The organism is Brevibacterium pityocampae (genome assembly GCF_039541555.1).
GTDB classification, from domain to species: Bacteria; Actinomycetota; Actinomycetes; order Actinomycetales; family Brevibacteriaceae; genus Brevibacterium; species Brevibacterium pityocampae.
In genome coordinates this window covers 112999-134047 of record NZ_BAABGL010000012.1, presented here as the reverse complement: position 1 = coordinate 134047, position 21049 = coordinate 112999, and the positions used below count along the sequence as shown (strand labels likewise).

Sequence of the window (21049 nt, the reverse complement as noted above, 5' to 3'; positions counted from 1 at the left end):
CGGAAGTAGTCGCGTTCATCGACGCGAACAAGGACGACCTCGTCGACGGTCGCCGGCTCGGAGTCGAGCTCATCTGCAGACAGTTGCAGGTGGCTCCGAGCAGCTACTACGCCGCCAAGACCCGCACCCCGTCCGCCCGTGCCCGGCGGGACGAGGAGCTGATCCCGCGGCTCGTCGAGCTGTGGGAGGCGAACTACCGGGTCTACGGGGTCCGCAAGCTCTGGAAGGCGGCCCGGCGGGCGGGGATCGCGATCGGCCGCGACCAGACCGCGAGGTAGATGAAGGTGGCAGGGATCGAGGGCGCGAGGCGCTCGAAACGGGTGAAGACGACCAGGCCGGATCCGGCGTCCGCGCGACACCCGGATCTGGTGCAGCGGGAGTTCACCGCGACCGCTCCGAACCGGCTCTGGGTGACGGATCTGACGTTCGTGGCGACCTGGGCCGGTGTCGCGTACGTGTGCTTCATCATCGACGCGTTCTCTCGCATGATCGTCGGGTGGCGGGTCGCGTCGCACATGCGCACCGAGATGATCCTCGACGCCATCGAGATGGCCCGCTGGTCCAGAGGTCACCGCCACGCGGACCTGCGGTGTCACAGCGACGCGGGGTCTCAATTCATGTCCATTCGCTACGGCGAACGCCTCGCGGAGATCGGCGCGACGCCGTCGATCGGGACCGTCGGTGACAGCTATGACTGTCAGTCTGTTTCTGCCGGGTTCCGCGAGAATCGGGTAGTCCCGGCCGGCGCGGTTTGACCCTTGCTTATGATTGGCCCGCATGGTGCCTTTGCGTTGATCTGTCGACCGTCCGGCCGGGGCTGTATCAAGCGCTGCCGCCGGTCGGGCGTGACCTAATAGGAGCCTGGAGCATACTTTCGACAGCGTCCCCGTGACAGTCCTGTCCACCCGCCGACGACAGCGTGAAACCCACGATAACGGGCGAAGGAGACAGCATCATGGACGATGTTGAGCAGTTCAGATCAGGGCACATCGTAATCGGCATCGACACCCACAAACACATCCACGTCGCAGCAGTCATGGACTCTGTCGGCGGGATCCTCGCGACTCTCACGATCGCGACCGACACCGCCGGGTTCAAACAACTCCTTGAGTGGGCTGCGGGATTCGGGAAGATCATCGCGTTCGGCATCGAGGGCACCGGCTCCTACGGGGCCGCGCTCACGTCTTTCGTCCGCCGTCACGGGCACAAGGTCATCGAGGTCTCCCGTCCTGATCGGCGGCTGCGGAGACTGAACGGGAAGTCCGACACCCTCGACGCAGAGAACGCTGCCAGGGCAGTGCTCGCCGGGTTCGCGACCGCGATCCCCAAAACCGCGGACGGCGTCGTTGAGATGATTCGACAGCTGAAAGTCGCGCACGATACCGCGGTGAAGGACCGCACCGGCGCGATGGTTACCCTCAAAGCGATGCTCGTCCACTCTTCTGAGGACCTTCGCCGGGAGACGGCGAAGAAAACGCAGAAGATGGTCGCGAGGCACTGCGCCGCGCTCCGTCCGCGGGGTTTGGAGACGCCAGAAGATGCGAACCGTTACGCGCTCAGATCGATCGCGAAGCGCTGGATCGCACTAAGCGAAGAAACCAAGGAACTCGAAGCACAGATCGAGCAGCTCGTGCTCCAACGCGCGCCGCACCTGCTTGACGAATTCGGGATTGGCGTCGATACCGCCGCAGAGATCCTCATCGTCGCCGGTGACAATCCCGAACGAATCCGAAGCGAGGCCGCGTTCGCGAAGCTCGCCGGAATCAGCCCTGTTCCGACCGGTTCAGGAATGACCAGTGGGAAGCATCGCATCAACCATGGCGGACATCGGCAACTCAACGCGGCGATCGACCGGACCGTGATTGTCAGGATGAGATTCCACGAGCCCACGATCGCCTACGTCGCCCGTCGCACCGCCGAGGGCAAGAGCAAACGCGACATCATCCGCTGTCTGAAACGCTACGTGATCCGCGAGGTCTACCACCTCGTCAAGACCGACCCGCGAACCGGCGAAATCATGAGTTGACAACTATAGGAGCATCAACGCCCTGGCCGAGGCCTTCAACTCCNACATCGACTGGTTCAACCACCGACGTCTCCACGGCGATATCGGCATGATCCCACCCGTCGAGCTCGAGGACATCTACCATCACCACCAGACCGTGCCGGCGACCGCCGGCACGGCACTTGCAAGCCTCTAACAAACCCGGGGCGATACACCCAGGGGTTCCCCGTGTCGGGCGACTCGTGGAAGAAGTCGTCGATGCGCATGAGTCCATCTTCGCCTGGACAACCCACAACCGGGCGGCGACGCGTCACGTATTGCGTACCTCAGTGCGTACCTGTCCGCTCTATCCAGGCATGAAGAAGGCCCCTGATCGGCGTTTCCGCTGACCAGGGGCCTTATCCGGTGCCCGCGACAGGATTCGAACCTACGACCTTCTGCTCCGGAGGCAGACGCTCTATCCACTGAGCTACGCGGGCGGGCAAAGACAATACTAGCACTCACCGAAAGGGTACGTGCGCCGAGTGTGCGAATGTGACCGACATGACGCCGGGCACGCGGTGCGAACCGGGCTCAGGCGCCGCGGATCGACTGCCGGGCCGGGACGTATTCCCAGTGCCAGGGCTCGTACTTGCTCGACTTCGCCCAGTCCGGGTTCTCCCAGCCGTACTTGCCGGCATTCTTGACGAGCCATTCGTACTGCTCGCCCGAGGCGGTGGCCGCACCGCCGCCGAAGTCGAGCGCGATCCCCCAGCCGTGGAACGAGGTGCCGGGGCGGGCGGCGAGACCGGGCTTGCGACCGGCCACGGAGACCTGCGACTCGAGCGTCCGGTAGGAATCGGTGATCGCCATGTCCTTGCCGGTGTCGGCCTTGTACGCGGCGTTCATCTCCGCGAAGGAGACGGCGGCGTCGGCGCGGAGCTTGTGCCCGCCGATACCGATCTCGCACAGCCACTCGTCGGGGATCTGCCCGTTCGATGCGTCCCCTGCGGGAGCTTCGCCGGAGCAGCCCGGCAGCACGGTGCGGGTGACGGAGCGGGACGCGGCCTCGGCCTTGCGGTCCTGGGCGCTCGGCACGCCGCCGGCGTAGGCGTCGGCCTCGCCGGCCGCCTTGTCGCCCTCCTCGGCGTCGACCTGCGGGTCGACGGACTCGGCGCCGATCGCCTCGACGGCGTCGGTGCTGATCTCCTGGGCGGCGGCGACCTGCGTGCTCGGCATGTTCGAGCTCAGCAGCACGCCGGCGATCGCGGTGCCGGCGACGGACACGGAGGCCATCGCGGTGACGGTGGTGACGCGGCGGCGCTTGAGAGCGCGGACGGCGCTGCCGTCGGAGCCGCGGGTCGCGATGGACCGGGCACCGACGGTGCCGGAGGAGCGGCGCTCCACGAGGTCCTCGGTCCGCGGCGCCGGGCTCGCAACGGCCGAGCGCAGGAACGGGAGCTTCCGTTCCGCCCGGCGGGCCGCCTCTTCCTGCTTGCGCAGATCACGACGACGCACGAGTACCGGCGCGGTGGTTTCCTGACCCACTCCACAACTCCAAACTGACGACTGCAGGTTCTGCGATGCCGGTGCATGAGCACAAGGCGGCATCTGCGCACGGTGTGGCGGAGGGGAAGGATCCGACCGTGCACCAGGTATGTCACAACACTATAACGAGAAAGTGACGGAATGACACATTCCCGTGACCCGGTCCGGGGCCGAGGCGCTCGAACAGTGCCGCGACCGCCCCCGATACCCGCGGAATCACGGGGATGTCACCGATTTGTCACAATTATCGCATCACTGTGATCACCGGCGTGCCGGGGTGTGTCGAGAGGCCCTCAGCGGCGTGAGCGCGGCCCGCGCTGCATCGCGTCGTGGACCTCCCCGACGAGCTCCTCGAGCACGTCCTCGAGGAACAGCACGCCGACCGTGGCACCGGCGGCGTCGAGCACCCGTCCCACATGGTTGCCGGCGTCCTGCATGACGCCGAGCGAGTCCTCGATCTCGTCCCCGGCGGTGAGCGTGACGAGCGAGCGGTAGCGCTTCGCCGGGATCTCCGCCTCGTAGTCGGCCGGGGTGTCGGCGTAGAGCACATCCTTGATGTGGATGTAGCTCTCCGGCGCGCCGTCGGCGTCGAGGAGGATGTAGCGGGAGAAGCCGGTGCGGGCGACGAGCCGCTCGATGTCGGACGGGGTCGCACCAGCCTGAAGCGTGATGACGCGGTCCATCGGCACCATGACGTCCCCGATCGACTTGTCGGAGAACTCGAGCGCGCCCTTGAGCAGCCCGGTGTCGTCGCTGAGGAGCCCTTCGCGCTGGGACTCGACGACGATCGACTGCACCTCTTCGACCGTGTAGGCGGCGTTGACCTCGTCGCGCGGCTCGACTCCCATCAGGCGCAGGATCCCGTTCGCGATCGCGTTGAGCGGGCGGATGACGAAGCCGAACACCTTGGACAGGAACACGAGCGGCGGCGCGAGCAGCATCGCGGCCTGCCGGGACACGGCGAGTGCGATGTTCTTGGGGATCATCTCGCCGATGACCACATGGAGGTACGTCACCGCCGACAGCGCGATGATGAAGGCGACGACGTCGGACATCGTCGGCGGGATGCCGAGGAACTCCATCGGGCCGGCGAGCAGGTGGTGGATCGCCGGCTCCGCGACATTGCCGATGAGCAGCGAGCACACGGTGATGCCGAGCTGGCAGATCGCGAGCATGATAGAGACGTGCTCCATCGCGTAGAGCGCTGTCCGAGCCGATTTCGACCCGGCCGCGGCCCGCGGTTCGATCTGTGAGCGCTTGGCCGACACGATGCCGAACTCCGCGGCGACGAAGAAGGCGTTGGCCAGCAGCAGGACCACGAGCCAGACGAGACCCATCCAGTCGCTCATGACGCACCCCCGAATCCGCTCGCGAGGTAGTCCGGGATGAGGCGCAGCCTCTCGATCCGACGGCCGTGCATCCGCTCGACGACGAGGCGCGCCTCGGGCAGGCGGACGCTGTCGCCCTCGACCGGGATCCGGCCGAGCGTGAGCATGACATAGCCGGCCATGGTCTCGTAGTCGGGGTCCTGGGGCACCTCGAGGCCGATCACCGAGCTCACCTCGTCGGGACGCAGCCGGCCCGGGACCACCCAGCTGCCGTCGCGCACCGGACGCACGCTCACACGCAGCCGGTCGTGCTCGTCGACGACCTCGCCGACGAGCTCCTCGACGACGTCCTCGAGCGTGACGACCCCGGCGGTACCGCCGTACTCGTCGACGACGAGCGCCATCTGGCTGCCGCGCATCCGCAGCTCCATGAGGAGCGGATCGAGCGGCATCGTCTCCGGCACCTGCGCGACCTCGCTCATGAGACCGGCGGCGAAGGCGTCGGGCCGGTTGGCCAGCGGCACCGCGACGGCCTGCTTGACGTGGACCATGCCGACGATGTCGTCGCGCGAATCCCCGACGACCGGGAACCGCGAGAAGCCCGTCTGCCGGGCGGTCTCGACGATCTCCGCGGCCGTGGTGTCGCGGTTGACGCTGATCATCGAGGTGCGCGGAGTCATGACGTCCTCAGCGGTGCGCTCGGAGAAGCTCAGCGTGCGGGTGAGGAGGTCCGCGGTCTGCTCGGCCATCGTGCCCTCCTGCGCGGAGTGGCGCACGAGCGCGGTGAGCTCCTCCGGGGAGCGCCCGGCGGTGCCCTCCTCCTGCGGCTCGATGCCCATCGCGAGCAGGGCCTTGTTCGCGGTGCCGTTGAGCACTGCGATGACGGGCCGGAACACCACGGAGAAGATGTACTGGAGCGGGACGAAGATCTTGCCGGTGATGAGCGGGGCGGAGATCGCGAGGTTCTTCGGCACGAGCTCGCCGACGATCATCGAGAGGAAGGTCGAGATGAGGAGGGCGAGGGTGAGGCTCGCGGTCGACGCCGCGGACTCCCCGAGGCCGAAGCCCTCGAACATCGGCGACAGGAGGACGCCGAGCGAGGGCTCCATGAGGTAACCGGTGAGGAGGGTGGTGAGCGTGATGCCCACCTGCGCCGCCGACAGCTGGGTCGAGAGCTGGGTCATCCCCTTCTTGAGGTACGAGGACCCGCGCTCACCCCGTTCGACGGACTGGTCGACGGTGTGCTTGTCGAGGGTGAGGAGGGAGAATTCGGCGGCGACGAACACGCCGGTGCCGAGGATCAGCAGGAGCGCGAGGGCGAGGAGGAACCACTCCATCTCAGTGACGGTCCCCCTGGCTCGACGGCCGGTGCGCGGTGCGCTGCGGATGCGTGTGATCGTGCGGGGGATGGACGGGGCTGCCGGCTCGAGGCCGGCCGGGACTGTCACTGGTCATGCGCAGTATCCTAACGAACCCCGTCCACCGGCCCCGCGCCGGGAAGACGGCCGGAACCGGTTCACGGCAGACTCACAGACTGCGGTAGCGGCCGCCGGATCGCGCCCTGCGGGCTCACCAGCTCCGGTCGAGCGGGCGGCCCTCCTCGTACCCTGCCGCCGATTGGATCCCGACGAGCGCCCGGTCGGCGAACTCGGCGAGCGTGCGCGCGCCGGCGTAGGTGCACGAGGAGCGCACTCCCGAGGTGATCTCGTCGAGCAGGTCCTCGACGCCGGGGCGCTCGGGATCGATGAACATCCGGCCGCTCGAGATCCCCTCCTCGAACAGGCCCTTGCGCGCGCGATCGAAGGCGGACTCGGTGCGGGTGCGGGCGGCGACCGCCCGGGCCGAGGCCATGCCGAAGCTCTCCTTGTACTGGCGTCCGGAGGGGTCGACGAGCAGATCGCCGGGGCTCTCGAGGGTCCCGGCGAACCACGAGCCGACCATGACCTGCGAGGCGCCGGCGGCGAGCGCCAGGGCGACGTCGCGGGGGTGCCGCACTCCCCCGTCGGCCCAGACGTGGGCGCCGAGGCCGCGGGCGGCGGCTGCGCATTCGGCGACGGCGGAGAACTGGGGGCGGCCGACCGCGGTCATCATCCGGGTGGTGCACATCGCCCCGGGCCCGACCCCGACCTTGATGATGTCGGCGCCGGCCTCGACGAGATCCTCCACCCCGGCGGCGGTGACGACGTTGCCGGCCACGACCGGCACCCCGAGCTCGAGGCCGTCGATGGTGCGCAGCGCCTCGAGCATCTTCTCCTGGTGCCCGTGGGCGGTGTCGACGACGAGGACGTCGGCCCCGGCCTCGACGAGCGCCTGCGCGCGGTGGCCGACGTCGGCGTTGACGCCGATCGCCGCGGCCACCCGGAGCCGGCCGTGCGCGTCGAGCGCCGGGGTGTAGATCGAGGCGCGCAGCACCGACTGCGCGGTGAGCGCCCCGACGAGCACGCCGGAATCGACGACGGGCACGAAGTCGCGCCGCGCCTCGGTCATCCGCTCGTACACCCCGGACAGGTCGGACCGCTCCACGGAATCGAAGCGGGAGGCCTCGACCGGTTCGAACGGCGGCTCCATCACGGCGCTCACCGAGGTGAAGCGGTCGACGCCCTCGAGCGAGTCGCGCGAGATCGTGCCGAGCACGCGCTGGTCCTCGTCGACGACGACCGCGTGGCCGTGCGCGCGCTTGGGCAGGAGGTGGAGGGCGGAGAGCACGGTGTCCTGCGGGGACACCCGGACCGGGGTCTCGTAGACGGGGTGCCGGGCCTTGATCCACGCGAGGGTGTCCGCCGCGACGGAGAGCGGGGTGTCCTGCGGGAGCACCGCGAGCCCCCCGCGACGGGCCATGGTCTCGGCCATCCGACGGCCGGACACCGCGGTCATGTTCGCCGCGACGAGCGGGATGGTCGTGCCGGTCCCGTCGGCGGAGGAGAGATCGACGTCGAACCGGCTCGTCACGTCCGAGCGGCTCGGCACGAGGAACGCATCGGCGTAGGTGAGCTCATGGGAGGGTGTTCCGGTGATGAAGCGCATAGACCCATTCTCCATTCTCCTGGCGATTTTGCACGGTCGAAGCGCTAGGCTGGGGAGGACGTCAATCACTTCAGATGAGGAAGAGGGCGATTCTCGCCGTGTCCGTAAACACCCCCAACCGCAGCGTCGAGGACTTCGGGTCCAACGAGTGGCTGGTCGAGGAACTCTACGAGCAGTTCAAGTCCGACAAGGATTCCGTCGACAGTTCCTGGTGGCCGTTCTTCGAGCAGTACGAGGCCGAGGGCGGGCAGGGCTCCCCGGCGGCCGGGAACGGTGCTCCGACGAAGACGTCGGGGAAGTCGAACCAGAAGTCGTCCTCCGCGAAGAAGTCCTCCTCGGACTCTGCGGAGCCCGGGGCCTCGAGCAGCGCCTCGAAGAGCAGCTCGTCCTCGGCCGCCGCCAAGACCGGGAACGCCGCCAAGGGTGAGAAGGGCGCGGATTCCGGGGATGCGAAGAAGCTCGACTCGCACAAGGGCGTGACGCCCTCGGTCAACGAGTCGGAGACCCCGAAGGCGGAGTCGAAGTCCGCGGCCTCGAAGAAGGAGTCGAGCGGCACGCGGGAGAAGTCCGCTCCGCAGGAGACCGTCGAGGACGTCGTGACGAAGCTCCGCGGTCCGGCCAAGCTCATCGCCGAGAACATGGACCAGTCGCTCACCGTCCCGACGGCCACCTCGGTCCGCTCGCTGCCGGCGAAGGCGCTCATCGACAACCGCATCGTCATCAACTCCCACCTCAAGCGCACCCGCGGCGGCAAGGTCTCCTTCACCCACCTCATCGGGTTCGCGGTGATCCGGGCGCTCAAGGCCTTCCCGAGCCAGAACGTGTACTACGAGGTGCAGGACGGCAAGCCCGTCATGGTCAGCCCGGGTCACGTCAACTTCGGTCTCGCGATCGACGTCCCCAAGAAGGACGGCACCCGCACCCTGCTCGTGCCCAACGTCAAGAAGGCCGAGACCCTGACCTTCAAGCAGTTCGTCGACGCCTACGACGACCTCGTCGAGCGGGCGCGGATCGGCAAGCTCGCCGCCGACGACTTCGCCGGCACCACGGTGTCCCTGACGAACCCCGGCGGCATCGGCACCGTCCACTCCGTGCCGCGCCTGACCAAGGGCCAGGGCTGCATCATCGGCGTCGGCGCACTCGAGTACCCCGCCGAGTTCCAGGGCGCCAGCCAGGAGACCATCAACCGCCTGGCGATCTCCAAGGTCGTGACCCTGACCTCGACGTACGACCACCGCGTCATCCAGGGTGCCGGCTCCGGCGAATTCCTCAAGCTCGTCCACGGCTACCTGCTCGGCGAGGACGGCTTCTACGACGACGTCTTCGAGTCGCTGCGCCTGCCCTACACGCCGGTGCGCTGGGTGCCGGACCTCGACGCCGGCGACCAGACCGACGTCAACAAGTCCGCCCGCGTCATCGAGCTCATCGACGCCTACCGCACGCGCGGTCACCTCATGGCCAACATCGACCCGCTCGTCTACCGCCAGCGCAGCCACCCGGACCTCGATATCAACTCCCACGGCCTCACCCTGTGGGACCTCGAGCGCGAGTTCCCCACCGGCGGGTTCGGCGACCGGCCGCTATTGCCGCTGCGCAAGATCCTCGGCGTCCTCCGCGACTCGTACTGCCGCACCACCGGCATCGAATACATGTACATCGCCGATCCCGAGCAGCGCCGCTGGTTCCAGCAGAAGCTCGAGGTCCCCCACGAGGAGCTCACCCGCGAGGAGCAGGGCCACGTGCTCGGCCGCCTCAACGCCGCCGAGGCGTTCGAGACCTTCCTGCAGACGAAGTACATCGGACAGAAGCGCTTCAGCCTCGAGGGCGGCGAGTCCGCGATCGTCATGCTCGACAAGATCCTCAGCCAGGCGGCCGACGCCGGCATGGACGAGGTGACGATCGGCATGGCCCACCGCGGCCGCCTCAACGTGCTCACCAACATCGCGGGCAAGAGCTACGCCCAGGTGTTCCGCGAGTTCGACGGCACCCAGGCCCCGGACAGCTTCCAGGGCTCCGGCGACGTCAAGTACCACCTCGGCCAGGAGGGCTCCTACACCTCGCCGGACGGCAACTCGACGAAGGTCTACGTCGCGGCCAACCCGAGCCACCTCGAGACCGTCGACCCTGTGCTCGAGGGCATCGCGCGCGCCAAGCAGGACGAGATCGACGCCGGCAACGCCGGATTCTCCGTGCTGCCGGTGCTCGTCCACGGCGACGCGGCCTTCGCCGGTCAGGGAGTCGTCGCGGAGACTCTGCACCTGTCCGAGCTGCGCGGCTACCGCACCGGCGGCACCGTGCACGTCATCATCAACAACCAGGTCGGCTTCACCACCCCGCCGGCCTCGGCCCGCTCCTCGTACTACTGCACCGACGTCGCGAAGACGATCAGCGCGCCGATCCTCCATGTCAACGGCGATGACCCGGAGGCCGTGTACCGGGCCGCCGAGCTCGCCTTCGAGTACCGCCAGGAGTTCAACCGCGACATCGTCATCGACCTCGTGTGCTACCGCCGCCGCGGCCACAACGAGGGCGACGATCCATCGATGACACAGCCGGTGATGTACTCGCTCATCGAGTCGAAGGGCTCGGTGCGCAAGGTCTACACCGAATCGCTCGTCGGCCGGAAGTGCATCTCCGAGGAGGAGGCGCAGGAGGCGCTCAAGGACTACCAGTCCAAGCTCGAGGCCGCCTTCGCCGAGACCAAGGAGGCGGAGAAGCAGGCCAAGGAGGCCGCGAAGCTGCCGCCGCGCCCCGAGCGCCCGGCCGACCTCGAAGCGGACAACCCCTTCGAGACCGCCGTGCCCTCGCAGGTCATCGAGCGGGTAGGCGATGCCCACCTCGAGGTCCCGGACGACTTCGCGGTCCACAAGAAGCTCAAGAGCCTGCTCCAGAAGCGGCAGGAGATGTCGCGCTCCGGCGGCATCGACTGGGGCTTCGCGGAGCTGCTCGCCTTCGGCTCGCTCCTCATGGAGGGCATCCCCGTCCGCCTCGCCGGCCAGGACTCCCGCCGCGGCACCTTCACGCAGCGCCACTCGGTCCTCATCGACCACGACAACGGCAACGAGTGGACGCCGCTGTCGAACCTCACCGAGGACCAGGCGAAATTCTACGTCTACGACTCGCTGCTCAGCGAGTACGCGGCGGTGGGCTTCGAGTACGGCTACGCGGTGGAGCGCCAGGATGCGCTCGTGCTGTGGGAGGCGCAGTTCGGCGACTTCGCGCAGGGCGCGCAGTCGATCATCGACGAGTTCATCTCCTCCTCCGAGCAGAAGTGGGCGCAGACCTCCGGTGTCGTCATGCTCCTGCCGCACGGCTACGAGGGCCAGGGCCCGGACCACTCCTCGGCCCGGATCGAACGGTTCCTCCAGCTGTGCGCGGAGAACAACATGACCGTCGCCTACCCGTCGAACGGCGCCTCGTACTTCCACCTGCTGCGCCGCCACGCGCACACGGACCGCAAGCGGCCGCTCGTCGTGTTCACTCCGAAGTCGATGCTGCGGCTCAAGTCCGCGGCGACCACGGTCGAGGACTTCACCTCCGGCCGGTTCGAGCCGGTGCTCCCGGACACCACTGTGGATGCCTCGGGCGTCGATCGGGTGGTGTTCGTCTCCGGCAAGCTCTACTGGGACCTGCTGGCGCAGCGGGAGAAGCTCGAGGACACCCGCACCGCGCTCGTCCGCGTCGAGCAGCTCTACCCGCTCGACGAGGAGGGGATCGCAGCCGCGCTCGCGCCGTTCGGCGACGACGTGGAGCTCGTGTGGGCGCAGGAGGAGCCGGAGAACCAGGGCGCCTGGCCGTTCATGGCCCTCGATCTCGTACCGCTGCTCGGCGGCCGCGAGATGCGGATCGTGTCCCGCGTCGCCTCGGCGTCCCCGGCGACCGGTCTCAAGAAGGTCCACGACCTCGAGCAGGCCGACCTCGTCGAACACGTCTTCGCACGGTGACGCAGCAGCGGACGACCACGGTCGTCGTGATCGGTGACGAGCTCGTCGCCGGTCACGGCGACGCCCGCTGCCTGGGTTGGACGGGCCGTGTCGCCGCCCGCACCCTGCCGTCGCTGCCAGACTCCCGGTTCTACGCCCTCGGGGTGGCCGGTGAGGACTCGGTGGGCATGAGCCAGCGCGGGATGGCCGAGGCGCGCCTGCGGTTCGACCCGCACACGCAGAACCGCCTCGTGCTCGCACCGGGTCCGCACGACATCGATGCCGGCCTGTCGACGGCGCGCTCGCGCCTCAACCTCGCCAACGCGCTCGACTCCGCGCTCGGGTCCGAGGTCCTCACCTTCGTCGTCGGGCCTCCCCCGTCGCTCGACCGCGACCGCAACCGGCGCCTCGAGGAGCTCAACGCGGGCTTCGCCGATGTCGCGCTGCGCCGTGGGATCGCCTACGTCGACACCTTCACCCCGCTGCGGGAGCATGGCGCCTGGCAGCGCGAGCTCACCGCGTCCGGCACCGGTCTGCCCGGGCAGGAGGGGTACGGCCTGCTCGCCTGGCTCGTGCTGAACCGCGGCTGGTTCGACTGGCTCGGGGTGCGCGACACCGCCGGCTGAGACCGCGCTGTGGCGCCCCTGCGCCAGGTATGGAAGAATAATGAGGTCGAACAGAAGGAGTGACGATCATGAGCAAGCGAGGCCGCAAGCGCCGTGACCGCAAGAAGCGCGGAGCCAACCACGGCAAGCGTCCCAACGCCTGAGGCGCACGGACGGCTGCGCTGAGGCGCAGTGCACACAGCGGCGGGGCCGGGAGTGATCTCCCGGCCCCGCCGCTGTGCTGTGCGCTGTCGCAGAATGCTGTTCCGCGCACCTGTAGCCGCTCTTCCCTAGCGCACAGGGCCGGCGTGACGCCCCTCAGCCCATCCGACGGTGGACGGTGATCGTCGTCTGCTCCATCACGATGCGCGCACGGATCCGCTCCTTGAGCCCGTCCGGCGCGGCGTCGTTGCAGCACGAGCGGCGTACGAGCTCCTTGAGGAGCGCCTCGACGGCGTACTCCTCGCGGCAGTCGTGGCAGGTGTCGATGTGCTCGCGGATGGCGGAGATCTCCTGGCCGGAGAGCTCGCCGTCGAGGTAGTGGTAGATCCGGGTCAGACTCTCCTGGCGTCCGGATCGGCAGCAGTCGTCGTCCCGACGGAGCTCACTCATCGTCGGCCTCCTTCCGGGTTCCGAATCCGCGTTCGGCGGCGTAGCCGGCGAGCATCTCGCGCAGCTGCCTGCGCCCGCGGTGCAGTCGTGACATCACCGTGCCGATGGGAGTGTCCATGACCTCGGCGATCTCCTTGTACGGCAGACCTTCGACGTCGGCGTAGTAGACGACCATCCGGAAGTCCTCGGGGAGCTGGCTCAGCGCATCGGTGACATCGCTGTCCGGGAGCCGGTCGAGCGCCTCGAGCTCCGCGGACCGGCCGCCGGAGGAGGTGTGCGAGGCGGCGCGGTGGATCTGCCAGTCCTCGATGTCCTCCCCGCTCGATTCGAGCGGCTGCCGCTGCTTCTTGCGGTAGTTGTTGATGAAGGTGTTCGTGAGGATGCGGTAGAGCCACGCCTTGAGGTTCGTGCCGGGGGTGTACTGGTGGAAGGCGGCGTAGGCCTTCGTGTACGCCTCCTGGACGAGATCCTCCGCGTCCGCGGGGTTGCGCGTCATGCGCAGCGCCGCCGCGTACAGCTGGTTGACGTACTCCAGCGCGTCGCGTTCGAAGCGGGCGGAGCGTTCGGCGTCGGTCTCGGCTGCCACGTCGACGGTGTCGTCGACCACGGGCGATGTCGATTCAGTCATCATCGACCATGATACGCCCGTTGCCCCGGCGTCGGGGGTGCGCACCGGGGCTCCGGTGCGCACGCTGCGCTCTGCGAGCATCGTCGCCGTCATCCGCTCCACGTCCTCTCCGCCGTCGGCGCCTCCCGGGGCCCGGGACGGCGGCTGCGGCTCGTGTCGGGAGAACGCCGTCGGCGGCGATGATATTCCGCCGGCGGTTCCGTCCGGGCGCGGGCGAGCGACTATGCTCGGGAGGCAGGAGTACTGCCCACTACGGAAGGAAACACCGTGTCCCTGGTCCGGTTCATCGCCCGCCCCATGCTCGCCTCCGCGTACATCGGCAACGGCATCGCCCGGGTGCGCAATCCGCACGCCGCCGCGAAGTCCGTCGCCCCCCTCCTCTCCCTGGTGAAGAAGCAGGTCGACCTCCCGGTCGAGGCGGAGACAGTCGCCCGGATCACCGGCGCCGCCCAGGTCGCCGCGGGCTCGCTGCTCGCGATCGGCCGGTTCCCGCGCCTGTCGTCCACTGTGCTCGTCGGCACCTACCTCATCGACGTCGTGGGCCAGCAGCTCAGCAGCGAGAGCGCCTCGAAGGATTCCCTCCTCGCCAAGACCTCGCTGCTCGGCGGGGCGCTCCTCGCCAGCGTGGACACCGCGGGCAAGCCCGGCCTCGCATGGCGCGCCCAGCATGCCGCGGAGGATCTGTGGCGCAATGTCGAGCGCACCTCGGCGAAGGCGCTCGACACGGTGAGCCTGCCGAACAGGTGACGCACAGCCCTGAGCGGACGTGGCTCGCACCGTGCAGCGATGCACCGGTGCGGGCCACTGTCGCCGTCCCCGGATCCAAGTCCCTCACCAACCGCTTCCTCGTCCTCGCCGCGCTCGCCACCGAGCCCTCCCGGATCGCCGCCCCACTCATCAGCCGCGACACCGAGCTCATGATCGCCGCCCTCACCGCGCTCGGCGCCCGCATCGTCCCCGACGCCGACGGCGCGCTGCGCATCAAGCCGATCCCGGGTCCCGAGGCCGTGGCCGGCACGGACCCGGTCACCGTCGACTGCGGGCTCGCCGGCACCGTCATGCGCTTCGTGCCCCCGCTCGCCGCCGCGACCGGGCGCCGGGTCCGTTTCGACGGCGACCCGCAGGCCTATGTGCGCCCGATGTCGACGATGCTCGACGCGCTGCGCCGCCTAGGGGCCGAGGTCACCACCGACTCCGGGACGGATGCGATGCCCTTCACTGTCGAGGCCGCCGGTGGAGTCCGCGGCGGGCACCTCGACCTCGACGCCTCCGCGACGAGCCAGTTCGTCTCCGGCCTGCTGCTCGCCGCCGGCGCCTTCGACCTCGGCCTCGAGCTCACCCACACCGGTGAGCGGCTCCCGTCCCGGCCGCACATCGACATGACGCTCGAGACCCTCGCCGACGCCGGCGTACACGTGAGCGAGCCGGAGCCGCACCGCTGGGTCGTCGAACCCGGCCGTCCGCACGGCCTGCAGGTCGCGGTCGAACCGGATCTGTCGAACGCCGCGACCTTCCTCGGCGCCGCCCTCGTCACCCGGGGCACCGTGACGATCCCCCACTGGCCGGCGCACACCACCCAGGCCGGGGACGCGATGCGCGGCATCGCCGAGGAGTTCGGCGCCACCTCCACGCTGAGCCGCACCGGGCTCGAGGTCACCGGTCCGGCGCGGCTGCGCGGCGTCGACCTCGACCTCGGCGACGTCGGCGAGCTCACCCCCGTCGTCGCCGCGATCGCGGCCTGCGCCGAGTTCACCTCGACGCTGCGGAACATCGGCCACCTCCGCGGCCACGAGACCGATCGGCTCAGCGCTCTGGCGACCGAGCTGACGAAGACCGGGGCCCGCGTCACCGAGGGCCCCGACTCGCTCATCATCAACTCGCCGGCCACGCGGGGTGCCCGCTGGGCCACCTACCACGACCATCGGATGGTCATGGCCGCCGCGGTCCTCGGGCTGCGGGTCGAGGGGATCGAGATCGAGGACGTCGCGACGGTGGGCAAGACGATGCCGGAGTTCACCGCGCTGTGGACCGCCATGCTCGGGTGACCGATGCCGCGCCGCTACCGGGACTTCACCGAGGACGACTACCGACCGCGCCCCAACCGGCGCGGTTCGCGGCCGCGCACCAAGGAGCGGCCCGACCACAGCGACGCGCCGGTGGGCATGGTCGTCGCGGTCGACCGCGGACGCTACCGCGCCGTCGCGGAGCACGATGAGGCCGGGGCCCCCGCCGAGGGGCCGATCATCACGTGCGTGCGCGCCTCGCGGCTGCGCCGGCAGGCGATCGTGCCCGGCGACCGGGTGCGGATGGCCGGGGACACCTCGGGCGAGGACGGCTCCCTCGCCCGCATCGTCGAGGTCCTGCCCCGGCGCACGGTGCTGCGCCGCAGCGCCGACGACACCGACCCGACCGAGCGCGTCATCGTCGCCAACGCCGACCAGCTCGTGATCGTCACCGCCACGGCGGACCCGGAACCCTCGTGGGGGCTCATCGATCGGACGCTCACGGCGGCCTTCGACGCCGGGATCACCCCGCTGCTCGCCGTGACCAAGCTCGACCTCGCGCCCCTCGACGCGATCCGGGAGCGCTTCGAGGCCACCGGTGTGGAGATCGTCCCGTGCGGCTTCGACGACGGCGGCCGACCGCGCATCACCGCGCTCGCCGGCGTGCTCGCCGACCGGCTCAGCGTGCTCGTCGGGCACTCCGGGGTGGGCAAGTCGACGCTGATGAACGCGCTCGTGCCCGACGCCGGTCGGGCGACCGGTGCCGTCAACGAGGTCACGGGCCGCGGCCGGCACACCTCGTCCTCGGCCGTCTGCCTGCCCCTGCCCGGCGGCGGCTGGCTCATCGACACCCCGGGAGTGCGCAGCTTCGGCCTCGCCCACGTCGATGCGCACAACGTGCTCGCCGCGTTCGGCGAGCTCGTCCCCGCCACCGCCGACTGCCCCAAGGGGTGCGCGCACCTCGCCGATTCCGCCGGCTGTGCACTCGACGCCTGGGTCGCCGAGGGACGGGCCGGGGAATCCGGACCGGCGCGGCTCGCCTCGCTGCGGCGGCTGCTGGGGAACCTCGCCGGCTGACCTTCCCACTCCTCGAACCCCGCACTCCCCCGGCGGGCGAGCTCGCTATTGTGGCCCCATGGACGATCTTCAGCTCGCACTCCTGCTCGCGGACCGGGCGGACGCGCTCACCCTCCCTCGCTTCCGCGCCCACGACCTCACGGTGACCACGAAGCCGGACCTCACCCCCGTGACCGACGTCGATCGCGCGGTCGAGGCGATGATCGCCGAGATCCTCGCCGAGCACCGGCCCGCCGACGCGATGCTCGGCGAGGAGTACGGCGGTCGCGGCGAGGCCGCCCGGCGCTGGATCGTCGACCCGATCGACGGGACGAAGAACTTCGTCCGCGGCGTGCCCGTCTACGCCACCCTCATCAGCCTCTACGACGGTGAGACGCCGCTCGTCGGCGTCGTCAGCGCCCCGGCGCTCGGCCGGCGCTGGTACGCCGCGGCCGGGGCCGGCGCGCACCTCGTCGTCGACGGCGGTGCCCCGGAGCGGATCTCCGTGTCCGCCGTGGATGCGCTCGCCGATGCCTCGCTGTCCTTCGCCTCGCTCACCGGCTGGCGGGAGCGCGGCACCCGGGAACGGTTCCTGCAGCTGTGCGACACGGTGTGGCGGACCCGCGGCTACGGAGACTTCTGGTCCTACATGCTCGTCGCCGAGGGCGCGGTCGACATCGCCTGCGAGCCGGAGCTCGAGCTCTACGACATGGCCGCGCTCGTCCCCGTGGTGCTCGAGGCCGGCGGCAGGTTCACCGACCTCGGCGGGTCGGACGGTCCCTTCGGTGGGAACGCGGTCGTGACGAACGGCCGGCTCCACGACGCGGTGCTGGAGTACATGTGATGCCGGAGCTCATGCGCGCACCCCTGTGGCACCGGATGGTCGACGCCGCCGGCCTCGTCCGGCCCGACGGCACGGTGGGAGAGACGATCTTCGGGCAGATGACGCAGCTCGCCGCCGCCCACGGGGCAGTCAATCTGGGCCAGGGCGCGCCCGGCACCGACGCCCCGGAGCCGCTTGTCGCCGCTGCTGCTGACGCCATGCGCGCGGGGATGAATCAGTACCCGCCCGGCCAAGGATTCCCCGCGCTCATCGACGCGGTCGCCGAGCAGCGTCGCCGCGAGTACGGCCAGCAGGTGAGCACCGACGAGGTGCTCGTCACCGTCGGCGCGACGGAGGCGCTCACCGCTGCGATCCTCGCGCTCGTGCCGCCCGGGGGCGAGGTCATCGTGTTCGAACCGTTCTACGATGCGTACCCGGCGGCGATCACGGCTGCCGGGGCGACGATGGTCACGGTGCCGGTGCTGCCGGTCGACGGCGGCTTCGCCCCGGATTGGGAGGCTTTCGAGGCGGCGGTGTCGGAGTCGACGGCGGCGATCATCGTCAACACCCCGCACAACCCGACGGGTGCGCTGTTCGACCTCGAACAGCTCCGGCGGATCTTCGCCGGCGCCCAGCGTGCGGATGCCTGGGTCATCACCGACGAGGTGTACGAGTACCTCGTGTTCGACGGAGCCGAGCATCATGCGCTCGCCGCGCACGTCGACGAGCCCGAGCGGGTGGTATCGGTGTCCTCGGCTGGAAAGTCCTTCAACATCACCGGCTGGAAGGTCGGCTGGGTCGTGGCCGCTCCGGAGGTCCGCGCGGCCATCCAGGGCGTCAAGCAGTTCCTCACCTTCACCGCCGGCTCCCCCCTGCAGGTCGCCGTCGCCGAGGCGCTGCGCACCGGTTCGCCGTTCCCCTCCGAGAACCGCGACTCGCTCGCCGCGCGCCGCGGCGTGCTGCTCGCCGCACTGCGCCAGGTGCCGGGCATCGATGTCCGGACGCCGCGGGCGGGATACTTCGTGCTCGTCGACTTCGCCCCGCTCACCGACGAGGACGCCTTCGCCCTCAACGAGCGGATCACCCGGGAGTACGGCTTCACCGGGATTCCGGTGGCCGCGCTGTGCCGGGCCGGATCACCGACGGCGGAGCACTACCGCGCGACGATCCGCTACTCGTTCTGCAAGAGTCCCGCCGAGGTCGAGGCCGCCACCGCGGGCATCGCCCGCCTCGCCCGGGCGATCGAGGACGGGACCTTCACCGCGCGCCCGGCGAAGTAGTCCCCGGGCTCCGCCGTCTACGGCCGGCGGCCCGACTCCGAGCACACAGCAAGGCGCCCGCACCGGTTTCCGGTGCGGGCGCCTCGTCGGTGCTCCCGGGTCCGGCGGGCGCGCGGTGCGCCCGCCGGAGCGGCGGATCAGGCCTGCTTGGCGGCCTCGATCTCGATGGTGATGACGATCTTGTCGCTGACGAGGAGCTCGCCGCCGCCCATCGCGGCGTGGAACTTCATGCCGTAGTCCTTGCGGTTGACGGTGGTGGTGGCGGAGAAGCCGGCCAGCGAGGAGTCGACGTCGACGGCGACGCCGTTGAACTCGGCCTTGAAGGTCACGGGCAGGGTCACACCGCGCATGGTGAGGTCACCGACGAGGTCGAACTCGGCGCCGTCGAAGTTCTCGATCGCGGTCGACATGAAGGTCGCCTGCGGGTGCTCCTCGGCGAGGAAGAAGTCGCCGGACTGGAGGTGGCCATCGCGCTGCTCGTTGCCGGTGGTGATCGAGGCGACGTTCGCGGAGGCCTCGACGGTGCTGTTCTCGAACTCGTCGGCAACGGCGATGACGCCGGTGAAGTCGGTGAACTCGCCGCGCACCTTCGACACGCCGGCGTGACGGGCGACGAACCCGAAGTCGGAGTGGAGGGCGTCGAAGTTCCAGGTGCCGGCGGTGAGGTTGGTGGGCAGAGCGGTCATGGTGTTCTCCTCATTGGTTAAGTTTTTAACTACAAGAGATAATGTAGTTGAAGCTTCAACTATGCGCAAGCGGGATGACGACCCCTGCGGCGTGAGCCTCGTCACTCCCCCGTCGCCGCTCCCCCCGCGGACCTCTGCACCGACCCTCCGCCGGGCCCGCGCCGCGGCATCCCGCAGGTCCCCGGGGGCGAGCCGCACGCCTCCCCACCGCGCCCTGCAGCGGCGCCCTCCGCAGCGGCGCGGAGCCCGCCGGCAGCGGCGCGGAGTCCGAGGGGATCGACACGGCGCGCCTCGCCGCGAGGGCGGTGCGCTTCCGTACGGGGCGGTGCGCCTCAGTACGGGGCGGTGCGTGTCAGTACCGGAAGGTCGCGATGACCTCGTCGGAGCGGTCCCACTCCCCGAGCGTGCGCACCGTGCCGCGGTTGCGCACGGTGTCGACGACTGCGGCGTCGGCCAGGGCGGCGGCGTCGGGGGACGCGAGGCGCCGGGCGTCGCGCGGCAGGTAGAGGGTGTCGACGCGGCCCTCACCGGCGGCCTGGGCGACCTCGGCGAGGTCGAAGGACCCCTTGCCGTTGTGCACGAGGGAGAGCGCCCGCTCCGCCTCCTCCGCCTCGGCCACGGCTGTGCGCTCCGCGAGCAGCCGCCACGCCTCCGAGCGCAGCGTGTCCGGGCTCGTGTGCTCGGGGTTGCCGGCGATCACCGCGTCGTGGATCGCCGGGTAGGGGCAGACGGCGGTGAAGACCGGCAGGTACTCCGCGACTGCGGCGAGGACGAGCGGCTGGGAGCGCGCGGTGCCGAGCTCGGCACCCACCGCCTCGCCCACACCCCGGAGGAACTTCTCGGTGAGCATGCTGTCGGTGTCGTCCGAGCCGCCGTGGCCGTGGAACGCGGCGTGCCCGCCGCCGACCGCGCGCTGCTGCAGCTGGTGCTCGGGCAGCTCGCCGACGACCGCGTCGAAGTCGGCCGGGATCCCACCCTGCGGCAGCTGCTCGATGGCGTTGCGGGTGGCCTCGAACAGGCGGACGGAGTTCTTCGACAGCGCGAGGATGTAGGTGCGGCCGCCGCTCTCGAGGAGCGGCACGAGCGGCACCACGCGGAACCGGTCGGCCACGGTGAGGCCGACCTCGACCTCGATCGGGACGCGGACGGCGAGGTGGAAGCCCGGGGCCGCGAAGGCGACGAAGCCGCGGCTCTGCCGCCGCCAGTAGCTCGAGTCGTCGGCGAGCTCCTGGATCGGGGCGAGCAGCGCCTCGGCGTCGGCCCGGTTCGTGCCGGCGGCTTCGAGCTCCGCGGCCGCGGTCCGGAGCTGGCCGGCCAGCACGGCGGCAGACGTGCCGCCGGTGGTGCCGCGCACCTCGGTGGGCACGGAGAAGGTGACTTTCGGGCCGGCGTGCCCGGCGGCGGCGATGAGCTGTGAGAAGTCGAGTGCGTCGACGATTCCCTGGGGGTTCGTGGTCATGGACGAGGACCTCCTTCGACGGCCGAGCCGTCGGATCGCTGGTCCTCACCACCCTAACCGCAGAGCCGCCCGGGAACGCGGAATCCCCCG

17 protein-coding genes, 1 tRNA gene and 1 pseudogene are annotated in these 21049 nt (G+C 69.9%); 10 read left to right on the top strand and 9 right to left on the bottom strand.

The features are described from left to right. Both ABD883_RS09605 and ABD883_RS09600 read left to right on the top strand, forming a co-directional pair. A pseudogene (locus ABD883_RS09605) lies at positions 1-695 on the top strand (IS3 family transposase); the annotation flags it as partial. 260 nt (positions 696-955) lie between these two features. After that, the gene (locus ABD883_RS09600; RefSeq protein ID WP_345031657.1) at positions 956-2026 is read left to right on the top strand and encodes an IS110 family RNA-guided transposase; all 1071 of its coding nucleotides are present in this window, start codon (positions 956-958) and stop codon (positions 2024-2026) included. A gap of 385 nt (positions 2027-2411) precedes the next feature. On the opposite strand, the gene ABD883_RS09595 is transcribed toward ABD883_RS09600, so the two are convergent. The 5 genes from ABD883_RS09595 to guaB1 all read right to left on the bottom strand — a co-directional run bounded on the left by ABD883_RS09595 (position 2412) and on the right by guaB1 (position 7884). Continuing rightward, positions 2412-2484, bottom strand: a tRNA-Arg gene (locus ABD883_RS09595). A gap of 94 nt (positions 2485-2578) precedes the next feature. Next, complete coding sequence (locus ABD883_RS09590; RefSeq protein WP_345031655.1) at positions 2579-3532, bottom strand: M15 family metallopeptidase; 954 nt, start codon at positions 3530-3532, stop codon at positions 2579-2581. Positions 3533-3825: 293 nt separating this feature from the next. Continuing rightward, positions 3826-4881: a hemolysin family protein gene (locus ABD883_RS09585; RefSeq protein ID WP_345031652.1), complete on the bottom strand. Its 1056-nt coding sequence runs from the start codon at positions 4879-4881 to the stop codon at positions 3826-3828. Continuing rightward, entirely contained in the window at positions 4878-6197 is a 1320-nt protein-coding gene (locus ABD883_RS09580) for a hemolysin family protein (RefSeq protein WP_295690100.1), read from the bottom strand. Before ABD883_RS09580 ends, ABD883_RS09585 begins: the two co-directional genes overlap by 4 nt. Before the next feature lie 232 nt (positions 6198-6429). Beyond that, entirely contained in the window at positions 6430-7884 is a 1455-nt protein-coding gene (gene guaB1, locus ABD883_RS09575; RefSeq protein WP_345031650.1) for a GMP reductase, read from the bottom strand. Positions 7885-7982: 98 nt separating this feature from the next. Between guaB1 and ABD883_RS09570 the strand changes: the two genes are divergently transcribed. From ABD883_RS09570 to ABD883_RS13790, 3 genes are all read left to right on the top strand, one after another. Then, complete coding sequence (locus ABD883_RS09570) at positions 7983-11828, top strand: multifunctional oxoglutarate decarboxylase/oxoglutarate dehydrogenase thiamine pyrophosphate-binding subunit/dihydrolipoyllysine-residue succinyltransferase subunit (protein WP_345031647.1); 3846 nt, start codon at positions 7983-7985, stop codon at positions 11826-11828. Further along, a complete protein-coding gene (locus ABD883_RS09565) occupies positions 11825-12433 on the top strand; it encodes a GDSL-type esterase/lipase family protein (RefSeq protein ID WP_345031644.1) in 609 nt (202 codons plus the stop codon). The genes ABD883_RS09570 and ABD883_RS09565 overlap by 4 nt, the downstream gene beginning before the upstream one ends. Before the next feature lie 68 nt (positions 12434-12501). Continuing rightward, positions 12502-12576, top strand: a complete 75-nt coding sequence (locus tag ABD883_RS13790; RefSeq protein WP_101651539.1) for a 50S ribosomal protein bL37 — start codon at positions 12502-12504, stop codon at positions 12574-12576. Positions 12577-12730: 154 nt separating this feature from the next. Here ABD883_RS13790 and rsrA read toward each other — a convergent pair whose 3' ends face one another. Then, positions 12731-13024, bottom strand: a complete 294-nt coding sequence (gene rsrA / locus ABD883_RS09560) for a mycothiol system anti-sigma-R factor (RefSeq protein ID WP_345031642.1) — start codon at positions 13022-13024, stop codon at positions 12731-12733. After that, positions 13017-13655 carry a sigma-70 family RNA polymerase sigma factor gene (locus ABD883_RS09555; protein ID WP_175407042.1) on the bottom strand — a complete coding sequence of 213 codons (639 nt, stop codon included), beginning with the start codon at positions 13653-13655 and terminating at the stop codon, positions 13017-13019. Before ABD883_RS09555 ends, rsrA begins: the two co-directional genes overlap by 8 nt. Positions 13656-13919: 264 nt before the next feature. Here ABD883_RS09555 and ABD883_RS09550 point away from each other — a divergent pair, with 264 nt between their 5' ends. Genes ABD883_RS09550 through ABD883_RS09530 form a run of 5 tightly spaced genes read left to right on the top strand, consistent with a single transcriptional unit; the run spans position 13920 to position 18814 of the window. Next, on the top strand, positions 13920-14399 hold the full coding sequence (locus tag ABD883_RS09550; RefSeq protein WP_137319394.1) for a DoxX family protein: 480 nt from the start codon (positions 13920-13922) through the stop codon (positions 14397-14399). Further along, on the top strand, positions 14396-15697 hold the full coding sequence (aroA, locus tag ABD883_RS09545; protein ID WP_345031640.1) for a 3-phosphoshikimate 1-carboxyvinyltransferase: 1302 nt from the start codon (positions 14396-14398) through the stop codon (positions 15695-15697). The genes ABD883_RS09550 and aroA overlap by 4 nt, the downstream gene beginning before the upstream one ends. Before the next feature lie 3 nt (positions 15698-15700). Beyond that, entirely contained in the window at positions 15701-16732 is a 1032-nt protein-coding gene (gene rsgA / locus ABD883_RS09540) for a ribosome small subunit-dependent GTPase A (RefSeq protein ID WP_265808545.1), read from the top strand. A gap of 58 nt (positions 16733-16790) precedes the next feature. After that, positions 16791-17555: a histidinol-phosphatase gene (hisN, locus tag ABD883_RS09535; RefSeq protein ID WP_137319391.1), complete on the top strand. Its 765-nt coding sequence runs from the start codon at positions 16791-16793 to the stop codon at positions 17553-17555. Next, positions 17555-18814 carry an aminotransferase class I/II-fold pyridoxal phosphate-dependent enzyme gene (locus ABD883_RS09530; protein WP_345031635.1) on the top strand — a complete coding sequence of 420 codons (1260 nt, stop codon included), beginning with the start codon at positions 17555-17557 and terminating at the stop codon, positions 18812-18814. Before hisN ends, ABD883_RS09530 begins: the two co-directional genes overlap by 1 nt. A 137-nt stretch (positions 18815-18951) precedes the next feature. Here ABD883_RS09530 and ABD883_RS09525 read toward each other — a convergent pair whose 3' ends face one another. Further along, entirely contained in the window at positions 18952-19500 is a 549-nt protein-coding gene (locus tag ABD883_RS09525; protein ID WP_295689506.1) for a YceI family protein, read from the bottom strand. 352 nt (positions 19501-19852) lie between these two features. Then, complete coding sequence (locus ABD883_RS09520; protein ID WP_295689503.1) at positions 19853-20959, bottom strand: baeRF3 domain-containing protein; 1107 nt, start codon at positions 20957-20959, stop codon at positions 19853-19855. Between the last annotated feature and the right edge of the window lie 90 nt (positions 20960-21049).